The 14,963-nt window shown below is 61.3% G+C and carries 17 protein-coding genes; 12 read left to right on the forward strand and 5 right to left on the reverse strand.

Annotated elements, in window-relative coordinates:
* The first annotated feature begins 20 nt into the window (after positions 1 to 20).
* The 3 genes from pdxS to CJ178_RS03745 are packed head-to-tail and all read left to right on the forward strand — an operon-like array spanning position 21 to position 1,924.
* Complete coding sequence (gene pdxS / locus CJ178_RS03735) at positions 21 to 929, forward strand: pyridoxal 5'-phosphate synthase lyase subunit PdxS (protein ID WP_033234706.1); 909 nt, start codon at positions 21 to 23, stop codon at positions 927 to 929.
* Between the two features lie 27 nt (positions 930 to 956).
* Positions 957 to 1,619, forward strand: coding sequence for an AzlC family ABC transporter permease (locus CJ178_RS03740; protein WP_239654719.1), 663 nt, complete (start codon positions 957 to 959; stop codon positions 1,617 to 1,619).
* On the forward strand, positions 1,616 to 1,924 hold the full coding sequence (locus CJ178_RS03745; protein WP_095886141.1) for an AzlD domain-containing protein: 309 nt from the start codon (positions 1,616 to 1,618) through the stop codon (positions 1,922 to 1,924). The genes CJ178_RS03740 and CJ178_RS03745 overlap by 4 nt, the downstream gene beginning before the upstream one ends.
* Before the next feature lie 36 nt (positions 1,925 to 1,960).
* Here CJ178_RS03745 and CJ178_RS03750 read toward each other — a convergent pair whose 3' ends face one another.
* The 3 genes from CJ178_RS03750 to CJ178_RS03755 all read right to left on the reverse strand — a co-directional run bounded on the left by CJ178_RS03750 (position 1,961) and on the right by CJ178_RS03755 (position 2,744).
* Positions 1,961 to 2,149 carry a hypothetical protein gene (locus CJ178_RS03750; RefSeq protein WP_045067969.1) on the reverse strand — a complete coding sequence of 63 codons (189 nt, stop codon included), beginning with the start codon at positions 2,147 to 2,149 and terminating at the stop codon, positions 1,961 to 1,963.
* A 124-nt stretch (positions 2,150 to 2,273) separates the two neighbouring features.
* Complete coding sequence (locus CJ178_RS32645) at positions 2,274 to 2,414, reverse strand: hypothetical protein (protein ID WP_162487743.1); 141 nt, start codon at positions 2,412 to 2,414, stop codon at positions 2,274 to 2,276.
* Between the two features lie 60 nt (positions 2,415 to 2,474).
* Positions 2,475 to 2,744: a DUF7218 family protein gene (locus CJ178_RS03755; protein WP_095886142.1), complete on the reverse strand. Its 270-nt coding sequence runs from the start codon at positions 2,742 to 2,744 to the stop codon at positions 2,475 to 2,477.
* 307 nt (positions 2,745 to 3,051) lie between these two features.
* On the opposite strand from CJ178_RS03755, the gene CJ178_RS33160 reads away from it, so the two are divergent.
* Positions 3,052 to 3,354, forward strand: coding sequence for a uracil-DNA glycosylase family protein (locus CJ178_RS33160; protein WP_257013344.1), 303 nt, complete (start codon positions 3,052 to 3,054; stop codon positions 3,352 to 3,354).
* Between the two features lie 8 nt (positions 3,355 to 3,362).
* On the opposite strand, the gene CJ178_RS03765 is transcribed toward CJ178_RS33160, so the two are convergent.
* Entirely contained in the window at positions 3,363 to 4,301 is a 939-nt protein-coding gene (locus CJ178_RS03765; RefSeq protein ID WP_095886144.1) for a LysR family transcriptional regulator, read from the reverse strand.
* A 119-nt stretch (positions 4,302 to 4,420) separates the two neighbouring features.
* On the opposite strand from CJ178_RS03765, the gene CJ178_RS03770 reads away from it, so the two are divergent.
* The 5 genes from CJ178_RS03770 to CJ178_RS03795 all read left to right on the forward strand — a co-directional run bounded on the left by CJ178_RS03770 (position 4,421) and on the right by CJ178_RS03795 (position 9,743).
* Positions 4,421 to 5,668, forward strand: a complete 1,248-nt coding sequence (locus tag CJ178_RS03770; RefSeq protein WP_095887818.1) for an MFS transporter — start codon at positions 4,421 to 4,423, stop codon at positions 5,666 to 5,668.
* Between the two features lie 250 nt (positions 5,669 to 5,918).
* Complete coding sequence (locus tag CJ178_RS03775; protein ID WP_095886145.1) at positions 5,919 to 6,785, forward strand: amidohydrolase family protein; 867 nt, start codon at positions 5,919 to 5,921, stop codon at positions 6,783 to 6,785.
* A 49-nt stretch (positions 6,786 to 6,834) separates the two neighbouring features.
* The gene (locus tag CJ178_RS03780) at positions 6,835 to 7,419 is read left to right on the forward strand and encodes a TetR family transcriptional regulator (RefSeq protein ID WP_095887819.1); all 585 of its coding nucleotides are present in this window, start codon (positions 6,835 to 6,837) and stop codon (positions 7,417 to 7,419) included.
* 323 nt (positions 7,420 to 7,742) lie between these two features.
* Positions 7,743 to 8,591 (forward strand): SDR family oxidoreductase, encoded by an 849-nt coding sequence (locus tag CJ178_RS03790; protein ID WP_092808263.1) that lies wholly within the window; start codon positions 7,743 to 7,745, stop codon positions 8,589 to 8,591.
* Between the two features lie 63 nt (positions 8,592 to 8,654).
* A complete protein-coding gene (locus tag CJ178_RS03795) occupies positions 8,655 to 9,743 on the forward strand; it encodes an alpha/beta fold hydrolase (RefSeq protein WP_230590163.1) in 1,089 nt (362 codons plus the stop codon).
* 38 nt (positions 9,744 to 9,781) lie between these two features.
* On the opposite strand, the gene CJ178_RS03800 is transcribed toward CJ178_RS03795, so the two are convergent.
* Positions 9,782 to 11,404 (reverse strand): flavin-containing monooxygenase, encoded by a 1,623-nt coding sequence (locus CJ178_RS03800; RefSeq protein WP_095886147.1) that lies wholly within the window; start codon positions 11,402 to 11,404, stop codon positions 9,782 to 9,784.
* Positions 11,405 to 11,517: 113 nt separating this feature from the next.
* Between CJ178_RS03800 and CJ178_RS03805 the strand changes: the two genes are divergently transcribed.
* The 3 genes from CJ178_RS03805 (at position 11,518) to CJ178_RS03815 (ending at position 14,939) form a co-directional block, all read left to right on the forward strand.
* Complete coding sequence (locus CJ178_RS03805; protein WP_033234697.1) at positions 11,518 to 12,135, forward strand: TetR/AcrR family transcriptional regulator; 618 nt, start codon at positions 11,518 to 11,520, stop codon at positions 12,133 to 12,135.
* Positions 12,136 to 12,235: 100 nt separating this feature from the next.
* The gene (locus tag CJ178_RS03810) at positions 12,236 to 13,213 is read left to right on the forward strand and encodes an alpha/beta hydrolase (protein ID WP_257012991.1); all 978 of its coding nucleotides are present in this window, start codon (positions 12,236 to 12,238) and stop codon (positions 13,211 to 13,213) included.
* Entirely contained in the window at positions 13,206 to 14,939 is a 1,734-nt protein-coding gene (locus CJ178_RS03815; protein ID WP_095886148.1) for an N-acyl-D-amino-acid deacylase family protein, read from the forward strand. The genes CJ178_RS03810 and CJ178_RS03815 overlap by 8 nt, the downstream gene beginning before the upstream one ends.
* Positions 14,940 to 14,963 lie beyond the last annotated feature (24 nt).

Genomic DNA, 14,963 nt, shown 5'->3' on the forward strand with positions numbered 1-14,963 from the left:
CACTATTGCAGGAGTTTGCTGTGAGCACCCCCGATTCCGCCCCCACCACTGCCGTTGGCACCGCACGCGTCAAGCGCGGTATGGCCGAGATGCTCAAGGGTGGTGTGATCATGGACGTGGTCACCGCCGAGCAGGCCAAGATCGCCGAAGACGCCGGCGCTGTAGCTGTCATGGCACTCGAGCGCGTCCCCGCAGACATTCGCGCCCAGGGCGGCGTCTCGCGTATGAGCGATCCGGACATGATCGACAGCATCATCTCCACCGTCAGCATCCCCGTCATGGCGAAGGCGCGTATCGGCCACTTCGTCGAAGCGCAGATCCTGCAGAGCCTCGGCGTCGACTACATCGACGAGTCCGAAGTTCTCACCCCGGCCGACTACGCCAACCACATCGACAAGTGGAAGTTCACGGCTCCTTTCGTTTGTGGTGCTACCAACCTCGGTGAAGCACTGCGTCGTATCAACGAAGGTGCGGCCATGATCCGCTCCAAGGGTGAAGCCGGCACCGGAGACGTCTCCAACGCCACCACCCACATGCGCACCATCCGCGCGGAGATCCGTCGTCTCACCTCGCTCAGCGAGGACGAGTTGTACGTCGCGGCAAAGGAATTGCAGGCTCCGTACGAGCTCGTCGTCGAGGTTGCCAAGGCCGGCAAGCTTCCCGTCACCATGTTCACCGCCGGTGGCATCGCCACCCCGGCCGACGCCGCGATGATGATGCAGCTCGGCGCCGAGGGCGTGTTTGTCGGATCGGGCATCTTCAAATCCGGTAACCCGCAGCAGCGTGCCGAGGCCATCGTCAAGGCCACGACGTTCTTCGACGACCCGGACGTGCTCGCCAAGGTCTCTCGCGGACTGGGCGAAGCAATGGTCGGCATCAACGTCGACGACCTGCCCGTCGGACATCGTCTCGCCGAGCGCGGTTGGTGATTTTTCGCAGGGCGGTAATCTGGCTCGGTGCCTGATCGTCAATCCCTTGCGGCTCTACTCCCGTTGGGATTGGCGATGGCGTTGGTCGGTGCCTCGTTCGGAGCGGTTGCGGTAGCGGCGGGGGTGTCGTTGCCGCAGGTCATTGCTCTGTCGGGCATCGTCTACGCGGGCGGAGCTCAGTTTCTCGTGGTGGCGGCGGTGGTTGCAGGTGCAGCCCCCGCCGCTGTCGTTTTTGGTGGGCTGCTTCTCAACGCGCGTCACCTGCCGTACGGATTGGTGCTCGCCGACGTTCTGCGGGGGAGTTGGCGCTCACGCATCTTCGGCGCGCACCTGATGACCGACGAAGCTACAGCTTTCACCACAGCGGAGCTTGCGTCGCACGGTGACGTGGCTCGTGCCCGCAAGACGTTCTTCGCTGCGGGAATCACGCTGTTTCTTGCGTGGAATATCGGTACCGCGATCGGCGCAGTCGGCGGCAATCTTCTGGGCGATCCCAACGCGCTCGGTATCGACGCGGCATTTCCGGCAGCACTGCTGGCGCTCACCGCCGGAGCGTGGCGAGACCGGCTCGACCGCCGGGTTGCGTTGCTGGGGGCGGCCATTGCGGTGGTTCTGACGCCCGTGTTGCCTGCCGGACTCGGCGTCATCGCCGGCTTGCTCGGTTTGATCGCTGCGGGCCGTAACCGATGAGTTGGTGGATCATCGGCCTGATTGCCTTGGGAACCTTTGGCTTTCGTATTTCCGGCGCACTGTTGCGGGATCGAATTCATCTCAGTCCGCGGGCGGTACGCATGCTCGGGTTGGGCGCAACCGCACTGTTGGTATCGCTGGCCGCTACGCAGACCGTGTACTCCGGTGACGGTTTTGCCGGGTGGGCGCGGGTGCTCGGTGTTGCTGTCGCAGGCGTACTGATTTGGCGCCGTGCACCATTCGTGGTGATTGTGGTGGGCGCAGCTGCGACGACGGCGGTGCTGAGGGTAGTGGGGGTGGCCTGAGTCAGAGGTCGGCTGTCGGGCTATTTTCAGGCCGGCTTACTCGGACGCTGAATCGGAGTCGTCGGTGTCCGAGGTAGAGATGGTCTCCTCGTGATCGAACGATCCTTCCGGCCGGTCGACGGGTCCGCCGCCAGGCTCGTTCGAACCGGTATCGCGAGAGCCAGGTTCGCCTCGCTCGGATTGAGGTTCCTCGGAGAGATGCTCACCGGGTGCATTATTTGTCATGACCGTCCTCTCGACTTCGTGATCGAACTCCGGAACGATCACATCGGAGTGCATATGAGGCGACAAGTCCTCGCTATCCAGTCAACGCGGGCACAATATCGAAGTCAACGCCTCCAAGTCTGGATCACTGCAGGACCTTCTCGCGAAGTTCATCGTCGAGAGATGCCCGGATCAACGCTGCTGCGAGGCGTGCGGTCTCGTTGCTGCCGACTAGAGAGGCAAGTTTGTCGGCGCCGACCGGTCCGATGCCACTGAATTTTTCCAACAGCGATTTGGGACTCCCGCGATGTCGTAGTTGCCATGGGATTGGGTACCGTTCGCACTGTCAGTGGTTGCGGAGCGAATCGATCAGTTCGCTCTTCTTCATCGAGGAGTAGCCGGACAGCCCGATTTCCTTGGCGCGCTTTTTCAGTTCCGTCACCGTGCGGTCCTCGTAGTTCTCTGCCGCACCGCCCTTTCTGCCGACCTTTCCACGCCCGCGACTGGCAGCGGCGTTCGATATTCGTGCGGCTTTCTCCTTGGATTCGCCCTTGTCGCGCAGGTCCTCGTACAGTTCCTGGTCTTTGAGATGGGGATCGGATCCCTTGCGAGGCATGGTGGTGCTCCTCCTACCGAGTTGGGATGTGTTCGCTTTCGGTGTACCCGTCGCCAGGTGTGAAAAACCACCGATTGGTGCCATTGCGACACGCTTTCGGAGTGATGATTGTTGTTGCTGTTCAGGGGAATACGAAACCATGGTCGCCGACAATCGAGCACCGAGAGCAATCGGGGCACAGGAGTTTGTACCGGACAGTCGTAGTATTTTCTACGCTGAGAGCGGCGTCAGCCGACTGTCGTGGGTGTCAGTTTTCCATGCGGCGCAGCAGACTGTCCTCGGACAAGGAAGGCGTTCTGCGACGGTCATGCTGGTCGGTGAACAGCCCGGGGGCCAGGAGGACCGTGCGGGCAAGCCCTTTGTCGGTGCGGCAGGCAAAATCTTGCACCAGGCGCTCGATTCCGCGCAGATCGAGATGGATACGGTCTACATCACCAACGCCGCACATCGCCAGGAGGAACTGCATCTTGGTGATGACATTCCGGTTTCGTGCGACCCGACCGTGTTTGCGACGATTCATCCCTCCGCGATACTTCGTGGACCGCGGGAGCAACGTCGCAGTGTTTTCGACGCCTTCGTGCGTGACTGCGAGGTAGCCGTGGCGCCCTAGGATCGCAGTCATTGCGGCGCCGACGTTGCCCAGGATGGACGCCATACCGCTTCCGGGAGCGGTGTCAGGTTTCCGAAGTGCTTGATGATTGCCGCTAGTGAAGGGTGTGGATTCGCGGTGCGGAGAATGAGCGAAAGCGGATATGCGAGAGTTGGATTCACGATCGGAATGCGGCGCAGGTCGTAGCTAGTCGGCCAGATGTAGCGGTCGCGCGCACCGACGAGAGTGGCCACGTCCGCGGAGTCCGCGAGGGTCTCGAGAAGGACTTCGTCGCCGAAGTGCGGGCCGGTGGCGTCGATGCGTAAGTCGAATTCGGTGGCGAGCTGATCGTAGAACTCTCCCCATTCGGCGCGGGGCGCGATACCCGGTACCCAGATCCGGTGCCTGCGCAGCTGAGGTGGCGTCAGTGTTCGCGAGGAGGCAAGTGGATGTCGTGGTCCGACAAGGAGTTCCAATGGGGAATCGAAAGCGTGAATCGTGCGCACGTCGCGCGGCAACATCGTCGGATCTGTCACGGTGCGAAACGTGGCGTCGATCTCGCCCGCTTCGACGGCGGCGACGGCTACGCGCGGGTCGTTGACTCTGAGAGTCACTACGTCGAGATTGATTTCGGGATGTGACCGCCAATAGTCGTGCAGAATAACGGCCTGCGCGCTACGCAGGCCGAGAACGTCGATTCGAAGTGCCCGCGAACCTGGTCGGACCGCAGTGATGGCACGCTCGACTCCCGTGACGATGTTCCGCGCATGCGGGAGAAATGCTTGTCCGTCGAGTGTCAGCTCGACTCCGCGGGCGGTACGGGTGAACAACCGAACTTCCAGCTCGCGTTCCAGGGCGGCGATACGCTTCGAGACGGCTTGTTGTGTCACACCCAGCTCGTTGGCTGCATGTTGCAGCTGTCCGAGCTCTGCTGCCCGTACGAATGATCGCACTGCTTCGGTATCCATTCACCCAGCCTATTCATGCACAACTGATCGTTGTGGCTCGCCGACTGTCGGTTGTTTGATCGTGCGTCGGTACAGCTGGTGTGATTCATGCCGACGTCGGCGTTGCAAAGGGGAGTTGTATGCGGGTGGACTTGGGGCGCAGTTTCGGCTGGCTGTGGACGGCCTACGCCATCAGCACCTACGGCACGTGGCTTGCCTTCGGAGCGTTCGCCCTCATTGCTGTGCAAGTGCTGCACTCATCGGCATTTGCAGTCGCGCTCCTGGGATCGGCGGGACTTGCCGTTGCCGCGATCGTTGCGTTCCCGCTCGGGCCGTGGGTCGAGCGCAGGGCAAAACGGCCGGTGATGATCGCGACGGACCTGGCCCGATTCTTCGCAATGGCGAGTATTCCGATCGCGTATTTCTTCGACATCCTGACCTATGGGCAACTGCTGGTTGTCTCGGTTGTCTCCGGAACCGCAGGTATCGTCTTCTCTGCCGCTTCCGGCGCATATCTGAAACATGTCGTCCGCAGCGATCACCTCCTTGTCGCAAACGGAAGATTTGAAAGCACGAGTTGGGTGGCAACCGCGGCGGGTCCGCCCCTTGGCGGCGCGCTCATCGGACTGCTCGGTCCAGTCGTCACAGTCGCGGCCGACGCCTTCAGCTTTCTGCTGTCCGCTCTCGGGGTTCTCCGCATTCGTGGCGACGACATCGAGGCGCCTAGTGGCGCGCCCACCAGAGTGCGCGCCACTGACCTGTTGAACGGCTGGCGGCACATTCACGCCGACCGCGTCCTACAACGTCTGTTTCTCAATTCCGTGATAGTCAGTGGCCTGATCATGGCAACCAGCCCCCTCCTGGCCGTCCTCCTTCTCGGTCAATACCATTTCCCCGCTTGGCAATACGGTCTTGCGTTCGGCATCCCAGCACTCGGGGGTTTCGCGGGTGCCCGCCTTTCCGCGCCACTCGTCGCTCGGTACGGGCGCTACCGCGTTATGATCGTCTCCGGTTGGCTGCGCTCGATCTTCCCGCTCGGCCTCGCGTTCACCCAACCCGGCGTCGCCGGACTTATCACGGTGATTATCGTTGAGGGCCTGTTGATCACGTGTATGGGCATCTTCAATCCCATTAATGCGACCGAACGCTTGCAGCGCACTTCTGCCGATCACGCCGCGCAGGTCCTCACCACATGGAGCGTCAGCAGCAAACTCGCCCAGGCGACGCTCATGTTGGTGTGGGGCGTGCTCGCGACACTCACCAGTCCGCTGGCCGGGATCACGACGGCAGGCCTTCTCCTACTTGCCGCCCCGCTCCTGTTGCCTCAACGGGCACATATGACCGCACCCGAGGCTGGTGTGTCGGGTAAAGGCGTCCGGGCAGGATGACTCACTCAGGCGTGGCGTCCATGATCTAGAATACAATTTCAGGTCTTTGCAAATGCGCGACGCGCTGGTCGGTCAGAACATGATGTATAACCGGCATCCGAATCAGCATATTATCTGTATATTTCGTGATCCGGCGGCGATGGACATCTACGCGACCAAGCTCTACTCTGAGGCTCACCAATAGATAGAACACAGTTTCATTTCTCGAATTCGATTCGGTAGGTGAACCGACGGCGGAGGAGTCGCAAGTATGGCGTCGTACGAGGACATTCCGATCATCGACACTCTCATTGGCTTCCGTGAAGCCGGTGGGCACGAGTACGACTTCATCACCAAGCAGACCAAGGACCGGGAAAGTCGGGAGTCGTTCGAGTTTCCGGCCGAGTACATGTTCAAAGGTGTGCCCAAGGAATTGCCCACCGACGACCCGGTGTCGGTGACGTTGCGTGAGATGGACAAGCACGGTATCGAGATCGGTATGGTTACCGTGGCGACAGAGTCGGGTAGGACTGCAGTGCAACGGTTCCCCGACCGTTTTGTGCCACAAGGCTCCGCTGTGGACCCCAACGACATCATGGGCACCCTGTCGACAATGACGCGTGAGTACGAGGAATTTGGCATCAGATCGGTGAGTTCGTTTGCCGCTGGCACCTTTCCGCAGGTGGCTCTCAACGCGCCCCAGATGTATCCGATCTACGCGAAGTGCGTCGAACTCGATATCCCGATCTTTGCGTGCGCCGGTATCGCGGGGCCGCGATTGAAATCTGCTGTGCAGCACGTGGAACTCATCGACGACGTGATGTTCGATTTCCCCGATCTTGTGTTTGTCACCAGGCACGGCTGTGAACCGTGGGAGGAATTGGCTGTCAAGCTGATGCTGAAGTGGCCGAACTTGTACTATTCGACGTCGGCTTTCGCGCCGAAGCACTACCCCAAGGCGATAGTTGATTACGCAAATTCGCGTGGCGCCGACAAGATCATCTATGCGGGCTACTTTCCGGCCGGATTGACGTTGGACCGCATCTTCACGGACATGCCGCACGTGCCGTTCAACGAGGATGTGTGGCCGAAGTTCCTGCATGTGAACGCCCGCAAGGTTCTGAAGTTGAAGGAGTGATCGCGCAGTGACCGATGCATCTGTCGCCTTTCCGCTGAACCCAGACGACATGACGGCATCCCAGCTCGAACGTCGTAAGGCACTCACCGACACTGTTATCGAGATGCTCGCCGATACGAGCCCGGACAAGGTCCAGATGCGCGAGGTTTCCGAACGGTCGGGCGTCGCGCTCGGAACGGTGTACCGCTATTTCCCGGCCAAACAGCAACTCTTGGCGGCGTCGATAGTTGCGTGGAACGACATCCTTGCCGATCGACTTGCACGTGAACAAGCGAGTGGACGTGCGCGGTATGGCGGCCACGACTCAGTCCTTGATCGAGTCCTCGACCTGTACCGCCGCCAGATGAAGGCATTCCACCGCAGGCCCCACTTTGCGCGGCTCGAGGTCGACATGCAGACGTCGGACGACCCTTACGTTCGGGACACGATGGACGAACGAGCCGCCGCCAACCGCTCGGTGATCTTCAGTCTGATGGACGGAGTCCCGGCTGAGTTAGCTCGTCTGTCCTCGCTTTCCATTGGCAGTGTGATGCTTAATTCGTTGATCTTGTGGACCACCGGTCGCATCGGCTATCCAGAGGCGCTGCGCAATGTGGAGGAGACCTGTCGACTGGTCTTGCGCGACTACTCCTAGAGATGCGTCGTTTACGGGATCTGGGGAATCGGGTCCGGTGGATAGGGGTTGGGCGGCGTAGGAGTCGGGGGTACCGGCGGTGGCGTCGGCGGTACGGGTTCCGGCGCTGGCGGGATTGGTTCAGGCACGGGGTTCGGCGGAACCGGATCGGGCCCGGTACCCGACGGGGTGTTGTACGCCAACGCAAAAGGATCGATCATGCCGGTCGTGTTCCCCAATACTCCGTTCGCCAACCCTGAGGTGGGTTTCGGGTTTCAGTGTTGGACTCGCCGGGTAGCTGATCGCTGGCAGCGCGAACAGCGGCACAACGAGAGAGGCTTGTGATGAGTGAGCATCCGCGCGAGCGAATCGAATACCCCGGGCACACCAGCGACATGAGTGAAAAACCCCACGACGAGATGAACGGTTACGTCGGGCGGGGACTGCTCGACGGCAAGCGTGCGTTGATCACAGGTGGCGATTCCGGTATCGGAAGGGCTGTGGCTGTTGCATTTGCCAAGGAAGGAGCCGATGTCGCGATTGCCTATCTCGAGGAAGACGCCGACGCCCATCACACCGCCGCACTTGTTGCGCATCAAGGCAGAAAGTGTCATCTGATGCGGGGCGACCTCGCGGATCCGTACCACTGCAATGATGTGGTCGGGCAGACGGTGGACGTGCTGGGAGGCTTGAATATCCTCGTCAACAATGTTGCCTACCAACAACCTGTCGATGACTTCGTCGAGCTGTCGGACGAGCAGTGGCGTCGGACCTTCGCGGTGAACATCGACAGCTATTTCCACGTCAGCAAGGCAGCGGTTCCCCATCTGAGAGGCGGTGGGTCGATCATCAACACGGCGTCGATCAACGGCCTGCGCGGAAATAAGAGCTTGATCGACTACTCGGCGACCAAGGGGGCCGTCATTGCGCTGACGTACTCACTGTCCCAGTCGTTGCGTGAGCGATCGATTCGCGTCAATTGTGTTGCCCCTGGCCCGGTATGGACGCCGCTGATACCGGCGACATTGGACAAGGACAAGGTGGAGTCTTTTGGTCAACAGGCACCGTACGGGCGGGCAGCCCAGCCGGACGAGATCGCACCCTCGTACGTGTTCTTTGCCTCGGAAACTATGTCGTCTTATTACTCCGGGGAGGTGCTTGCGCCGATCGGCGGAGAAACGCTGCCCGGTTGACGGCAAATTCCGACAATTGCCTTCTGCCTGATCTCCAGAAGCGGCGTCGGCTAGGTTAGTGGTGTGGGGGACACCAGGGGAACTGATCCAATTGTCGTCGAGCCGCAATCGCAGGAGCAGGTCGGTGATTCGACGGGCCGCAAGCCGCGGCGGCGATTCCTTCGCGTGGTGCGATGGATCTGCGTCTCCGTGCTCGCGATAGTTGTTGGTGCTGTTGCGATCTCGACCATCAATCATCGGTGGCAAACTCCACGGGACAAGCAAGCCATCGAGGCGCTGATCGGTCCCTCGCACCGTTACGTCGAGGTGGACGGACATCGGATGAGCGTTGCGATTCAAGGCTCCGGCCCACGTACCATCGTCCTCATGCCAGGTTTGGGTACACCTGAGCCGATCCTCGATTTTGCGCCCCTCGCACGACGCCTCGCTGAGGCGAACACGGTGGTTACCGTCGAAAACTTCGGGTTGGGACTCAGTGACGGCACAGACGCACCGCGAACCAGCGAAGCAATCGTCGACGAGACCCGTTCTGCGCTGAGTGCCCTGGGGTTGAACGGACCCTATGTTCTTATGCCGCATTCCCTTTCCGGTCTGTACGCGATGTGGTGGGTTACCAACCATCCTGACGAGGTGGCCGCGGTAGTAGGAGTCGACGACGAGCGATATACGTCCGAACTTGCCGAAGGTGCGCCGGAGTGGCCGGGCTGGATGTCTACGGTCACGGCGCTCGGCGGGGTACGGGACTTGATCTACTTGGATATGAATACCGATTACCTGGGGCTCGCGGCCGACTACCGAGAAAGTCTCGGCGACGCCGCCGAATATACCCCTGAGCAGCAAGAACTATATTTGCGTTCCTACTCGTGGGTATTGAATTCAACGATGCTCGCCGAGACCGCGCACGAAGCTGAGAATGTACGAGGCGTCGAGGGCGCTACCTTGCCTCCGACTATGCCGGCCATGTCTATTCTCGCGTCGTCGTCACTCACAGCCGACCCGGAATGGGAGTCGTCGCACCGCGCGGCAATTACCAACCCTTCGATTCAACGGGTCGAAATATTGGACGGCCACCACTACCTGTTTCACGCGAACGCGTCCGAGATTGCCGACATGACCCAGCAGTTTCTGGACGAACACGTCCAGCCTCGGTGAGCAAGCAATTCAGGATGTAGCGCCGTCGCTATACACAGCTACGCGAGTTCGGGGGTGGTTGTGAACCCGCGGTAATTGTCGGCGGCGATTTGAGTGCAGAGGTTTCGATAGTTTCCGACGCCGCCGATATATGGCATGAAAATTCTCGGTTTACCGGGAACGTTGGCGCCGAGATACCACGAATCCGCTTGCATATAGAGACTATCCGCGGCAATGGAGGTCACGTGGTCTACCCACTGCTCTTGAGCGGCATGGGTAGCTTCGGCGAACTGCGTGCCGACGCGGCGCATGTGGTCGATGTAGTCCACTACCCACTCGACGTGCTGTTCGATCGAGACCACGACGTTGGACAAGACCGAGGGGCTGCCTGGTCCGGTGAGGACAAACATGTTGGGGAAGCCCGCAACCGCAACGCCGAGATACGTGCGTGGCCCAGCCGCCCAGGCCTCGCGTAGTGCTATGCCATCTCTCCCGCGGATGTCGATGGCGTTCAACGCGCCGGTCATGGCGTCGAATCCCGTGGCGTAGACGATCATGTCGAGTTCGTGCAGTCCCGCTGAGGTCTGGATTCCCTCGGGCACAATGTGCTCGATCGGTGCGGCGCGGAGGTCCGCCAGCGTGACGTTGTCGCGGTTGAAAGTCTCGTAATAGTCGGTTCCGATGCACAACCGCTTCGAACCCAATGGATACCCCTTGGGGCACAGTGCCTCTGCCGTAGTGGGATCTTCGACTGTATTGCGGATCTTCGACCGTACGAATTCAGCGGCGGTCTCGTTGGCGTCGACGCTGATCATGATGTCGCCGAAGGTGTTCTGGAAGGCGATTCCGCCGCCGGCCCAGCGGCTCTCGTATTCCTTGTCACGGACTTCCGGCGCGGTTTCGAGTGCCAGTCCGACGGGCGGCGGGAGAATCCAGCCACCGTGGGATTCGCGCAGGTTCTGGCGGCGGGTGGGGTAGTCGGCCTTGATCTCGTCGAGTTCGTCGGGTCCGAGTGGCCGGTTGCGCGCTGGGATGACAAATCCCGGGGTCCGCTGGAACACGGTGAGGTGTTGGGCCTGCTCGGCGATGAGCGGGATCGCCTGTACCCCGGACGATCCGGTACCGATGACGCCAACGCGCTTACCCGTGAACTCGACGCCCTGAGACGGCCAGTGTCCGGTGTGATGGACCTCGCCGCGGAAATCCTGCTGGCCGGCTAATTCTGGCATTCGCGCGGATGAGAGTGCACCGGTTGCCATGACGACCCACCGACCGGTGACGGAATCTCCGTCGTCGGTCGTGATCGTCCACAATCCCGCCGTTTCGTCGAAATCGGCTGATGTCACACGAGTTCCGAATGTGATCTCCTTGCGCAGGTCGAATCGATCGGCGACGTGCTCGAGATACGAGAGAATCTCAGGCTGCGCGGGGAAGCGTTCTGTCCAGATCCATTCCTGCTGAAGGTCGTCGTCAAATGAATACGAGTAGTCGGCGCTGTCGACATCGCACCGGGCGCCGGGGTAGCGGTTCCAGAACCAGGTTCCGCCGACGCTGCTACCTGCTTCGAACCCTCGAACGGAGAGGCCTCGTTGCCGAAGGCTGTGCAGCGCATAGAGGCCGGCGAATCCGGCGCCCACGACAATTGCGTCGCAATCTGGAGTCTGCGGAGGGTTGTTCAGCATGGGGACTGTCTCGATTCACGGTGAGGGGCGGGGACGACGGGATGTGCCAGTAGCATCAGTGCAGGCTGTGAGTACGCCGCACGCTGTTCGGATGTAACGGGAGGAATGCAAACGTGGACGCAGGGCCCAACGACAGGCCGGCGCAATTGGATCCCGCGTCGTTGCCCAAAGGTCAACAGGCGCGGCGCCAACACATCATCGATGTCGCCGGCGAGTTGTTGGTTGCGGACGAGTTCGAGCGCATCCAAATCCGTGATGTTGCAGAGGGTTCCGGCGTTGCGCTCGGAACTGTATATCGGTATTTCACGTCCAAGGAGCACCTGTATGCGGCGGTGTTGCGAGACTGGTCGGCGACGGATCCGATCAAGCACGGAAACCCGGTTGATACGTCGCGCTCGCCCGCCGAGCGGATACGGGTGCGCTTGCACCACTCGGTCCGTCGGTTCGAGGAGTATCCGAGTTTTCTTCGTCTGCAAAGCACACTCAGGCAGTCGACGGATCCGATTGTGTCCGAGATCTTTGCCGAATTCTCCGACCAGGTGCTGATCTCGTATCGCGCGCAACTTGCCGATCTGCCCGCGGGCGACGCTGCGGACATCGTGTCGATTGTGACCGCTGTGTTGACTCATCAGTTGGTACTTTTCGGATTGGGACGTCAGGAAGCCGCCGAGGTTCATCGACTGCTCGATCGCACTGTCGACATGATCTTTTCGTTGAACGGCACGGTCTGAGCGAAGGCGGCGTTCGACGCTCGTAAACACAGCCGCACGCCGACTCGCGATTTTGATGTGACCGTTGTCATATTCACAGACTAGAGTTAGATTCTAGTTCATGACAAGTGGTGTGCAGGAGCGAAGTGCGTTGGATCCGGCATTTCAGGCCGTCGCGGACGCGGCGTCGGGGGCAGGGCTTCCGCCGATGGTTGAGCTGTCACCAGCGGATGCGCGTGAGCGGATACGAGGTGCGCTGCAGGCCTGCGCACCTGGGCCCGAGGTGGCGTCGATCGAAACGCATGCAGTAGGTGACGGGGTTTCGGTGCGGATCTACCGGCCGGTGGACGAGACGCACGCCGGTACCGTCGTGCATTTCCATGGCGGCGGTTGGGTCACCGGGGATTTCGATTACGCGGACCCGATGTGCCGGCTGCTCGCCGAGACTGCTGGCGTCCCGGTAGTGAGCGTGGATTACCGGCTGGCACCGGAACACCCGTTCCCGGCCGGCGTGGATGATGCGTTGACGGTGCTGCGCTGGGTCGCTTCAGAATCCGAAGGGCTGGATCCACGGATTGTCGTCACGGGTGACAGCGCCGGCGGCAATCTCGCAGCGGTGAGCGCGCAATTGATGCGGTCCGATGACGCCGTCAACCTTTTGGGGCAGGTGCTCATCTATCCGGTGGTGGACGCCGATCTGACGCGGGATTCCTACGTCGCCAACTCAGGAGTGTTCCTCGGTGCACGGGAGATGGGATGGTTTCTCGATCATTACTGCCCCGACGTGGACGCCCGGACCTCGCCCGATCTTGCACCGATTCGCGCTGCGGACCTGTCCGGGCTGCCGCCGGCCGTCGTCGTTGTCGGTGGACACGATCCGTTGCTGGACGAGGGCCTCGAATATGCCGAGCGGCTGCGCGGTTCCGGGGTGTCCGTCGAGGTGCAGCACCACCCAAGCCTGCCGCACGGATTTCTCCAGTTCACGGCTGTATCGGCGGCTGCGGCAGCGGCCGCTGCCGCAGTCGCAGCAGCAACAGCGCGTTTGTTCGAAGGCGTTGCCCAGCAGTCCGATTCGACGGAGGCAGTAGACCATGCATGATCTGGTGATTCGCGGTGGGACCGTTGTGGACGGAACGGGCAGCGTGCCGCGGCGGGCAGACGTGGCTGTCGACGGCGGCACGATCACCGTCGTCGGTGAGGTATCCCAGGCAGGGCGTCGTGAGATCGACGCGTCCGGAAAGCTTGTCACCCCCGGTTTTGTCGACATCCACACGCATTACGACGGACAGGTCACGTGGGACACGTTGCTGACACCGTCGTCGCTGCACGGCGTCACCACCGTGGTGATGGGTAACTGTGGAGTTGGCTTTGCACCCGTCAAACCCGAGCAGCGCGACTGGCTGATCAGCTTGATGGAAGGCGTCGAGGACATTCCCGGAAGTGTTCTCGCTGACGGGATGAGCTGGAACTGGGAGTCATTTCCCGACTATCTCGACGCGATCGATACGCCGCATGCCATCGACTTTGCCGCGCAACTGCCACACGGCGCACTTCGCACGTATGTAATGGGGGAGCGCGGAGGTGACCATCTGGCCCGGCCGACCGACGCTGAAATGGACCGGATGCGTGACCTTGTTGCCGAGGCAGTCGAGGCTGGTGCGCTCGGTTGGTCGACGTCGCGGTCTGCGGTGCACAAGACCTCTGCCGGCGAGCCGACGCCCAGTCTGACGGCGTCTCGGGAGGAGTTGACCGGGCTGGCACATGGTCTGGCGAAGGCAGGGGCCGGCGTCATCGACTTCATCTCCGATTTCATGGACGAACCGGAGGAGATGGAGTTTGTCAGCGCCATAGTCGAGGCAGCGCAGCGGCCGATGTCCGTGTCCATCGTCCAGAGCGACCGGGCGCCGGACAAGTGGCGGTCGCTACTGGATGGGCTGGCGGAAGTCTCTGCGCAACAGAATATTCCGATCACCGGCCAGGTGGCGCCAAGAGCTGTCGGAGTCATGCTCGGCTGGGAGCTGAGCTGGCATCCGTTCATGGCGTATCCCAGCTACGAGGCGCTCGCGGATCTTTCTCGCGAGGAGAGAGTGGTGCAGCTGTCTCGCCCCGAGGTCAAAGCGGCTCTTCTGGCGGAGAATCCGGTAACGGACAGTGAGTTCGTGCAGAGACTCTCGACCAAGTTCGAGAGCGTCTACCTTCTCGGCGACCCGCCCAACTACGAACCGGGACCGAATGATTCGGTCGCTGCGCTTGCTGAGCGTTCCGATGTGTCGCCGGTCGAGGTTGCCTACGATGCGATGATGGCGCAAGACGGGCGTGGTCTGCTGTATTTCCCGATGCTCAACTACGCGGGTGGGAATCTGGATGCCGTCCGCGAGATGCTCGCTCGGCCGGATACCGTGCCGGCGCTCGGTGACGGTGGTGCGCATTGCGGCGCTATCTGCGACGCAAGCTTTCCGACAACACTGCTCACGCACTGGGGTCGTGACCACCGGAACCCCGAATCATTGTTTCCCATCGAGTGGTTGATCAAGCGGCACACCGTGGACACAGCTGCGGTGGTTGGTCTACTTGACCGCGGGCAGGTACTGCCGGGGTACCGGGCGGACCTGAACGTGATCGATTTCGAACGGCTACAGGCCGACCAACCGGAAGTGCTGTACGACTTGCCAACCGGTGGTCGTCGGTTGATGCAAACCGCGACCGGCTATGTCGCAACTGTCGTCGCGGGTGAAGTTGTCTTCGAGGAGGGCGAGCACACCGGCGCCCTACCAGGACGACTGGTGCGTGGCGCTCGGCCGATTCCCGAATCAATCACGCGCTGAACGGTATATCCTCCCGAACACCCT

This window comes from Rhodococcus sp. ACPA4, assembly GCF_002300185.1.
Lineage (GTDB): Bacteria > Actinomycetota > Actinomycetes > Mycobacteriales > Mycobacteriaceae > Rhodococcus_F > Rhodococcus_F globerula.

Coding starts and splice junctions, on each gene's coding strand:
- CJ178_RS03750 (WP_045067969.1), bottom strand. CDS start 2,149: ATGACAAATAATGCACCCGGTGAGCATCTCTCCGAGGAACCTCAATCC.
- CJ178_RS03745 (WP_095886141.1), top strand. CDS start 1,616: ATGAGTTGGTGGATCATCGGCCTGATTGCCTTGGGAACCTTTGGCTTT.
- CJ178_RS03810 (WP_257012991.1), top strand. CDS start 12,236: ATGACAAGTGGTGTGCAGGAGCGAAGTGCGTTGGATCCGGCATTTCAG.
- CJ178_RS03790 (WP_092808263.1), top strand. CDS start 7,743: ATGAGTGAGCATCCGCGCGAGCGAATCGAATACCCCGGGCACACCAGC.
- CJ178_RS33160 (WP_257013344.1), top strand. CDS start 3,052: ATGCTGGTCGGTGAACAGCCCGGGGGCCAGGAGGACCGTGCGGGCAAG.
- CJ178_RS03770 (WP_095887818.1), top strand. CDS start 4,421: ATGCGGGTGGACTTGGGGCGCAGTTTCGGCTGGCTGTGGACGGCCTAC.
- CJ178_RS03765 (WP_095886144.1), bottom strand. CDS start 4,301: ATGGATACCGAAGCAGTGCGATCATTCGTACGGGCAGCAGAGCTCGGA.
- CJ178_RS03815 (WP_095886148.1), top strand. CDS start 13,206: ATGCATGATCTGGTGATTCGCGGTGGGACCGTTGTGGACGGAACGGGC.
- CJ178_RS03780 (WP_095887819.1), top strand. CDS start 6,835: ATGACGGCATCCCAGCTCGAACGTCGTAAGGCACTCACCGACACTGTT.
- CJ178_RS03800 (WP_095886147.1), bottom strand. CDS start 11,404: ATGCTGAACAACCCTCCGCAGACTCCAGATTGCGACGCAATTGTCGTG.
- CJ178_RS03755 (WP_095886142.1), bottom strand. CDS start 2,744: ATGCCTCGCAAGGGATCCGATCCCCATCTCAAAGACCAGGAACTGTAC.
- CJ178_RS03775 (WP_095886145.1), top strand. CDS start 5,919: ATGGCGTCGTACGAGGACATTCCGATCATCGACACTCTCATTGGCTTC.